The organism is Bartonella vinsonii subsp. berkhoffii ATCC 51672 (genome assembly GCF_902825225.1).
GTDB lineage: Bacteria > Pseudomonadota > Alphaproteobacteria > Rhizobiales > Rhizobiaceae > Bartonella > Bartonella berkhoffii.
The window spans coordinates 1-682 of sequence record NZ_CADEAK010000086.1 but is presented as its reverse complement, the minus strand read 5'-3'; the positions used below and the strand labels follow the sequence as shown (position 1 = coordinate 682).

The following is a 682-nucleotide window of genomic DNA, read 5'->3' as shown; positions in this document are numbered from 1 at the left end:
GCATGTTTTGAGGATTATCAGCTATATTAAAAATGCCTTCTTCTACGTCAGATTCCAAAACACGTTTAACAGTATGACCAAATTCAACGGCGATGAGCTCAGCAACATCTGCATCAATAACATCGCCAGGTTTCATCATCTGTCCCTGTTTCATCAGAAATTTAATCACATCAACGGAGCGCTCAGTCATACGCTGCGCAAGCTCTTGAATAGTAATGGTTTCAGGAAGAATAACTTCGCGAGAAATTTTTTCCCTTGGTTCTTGGTTTTGTGCACGTTTAAATTTCTCTTGCCTACGACGCATTGCAGCCATTGAACGTCCACGTGCGCTACCTTCTTCGTCTAAAGCGCTATTGAGGGTTAACTTTCCACGGCGTCGCTCATCAGTACCTTTCACAACTTTAGGGGTACGCACTTCTGATTTAACGGGGCTAGCGCGTCGGTTATGGCGTTCGTCTTCTTTATTATCATCTGCTCTACGCTTTTCAATCACAACTGTATTTTTAGGCGTGATAGGGATATCTATCAATTCGCTAGGGTAGTGAATAGAGGTAAGAGATGGAGTCTGTACTGGTGGGCGTTCTTCTTCTTCTTTGTGTATTTCGGTTTCTTGAACTGATTGCCGCAAACTTTCTTCACGTTCTTTTGCACGTTTTGCTTCTTCTTCCGCTTGTTCACGCGT

Annotated in this window: 1 protein-coding gene; it reads right to left on the bottom strand. The window is 43.3% G+C overall.

The genetic code is table 11. The features are described from left to right. Positions 1–682: translation initiation factor IF-2 N-terminal domain-containing protein (locus J7R10_RS08370; protein ID WP_208436454.1), on the bottom strand; the 682-nt coding region annotated here is incomplete at both ends.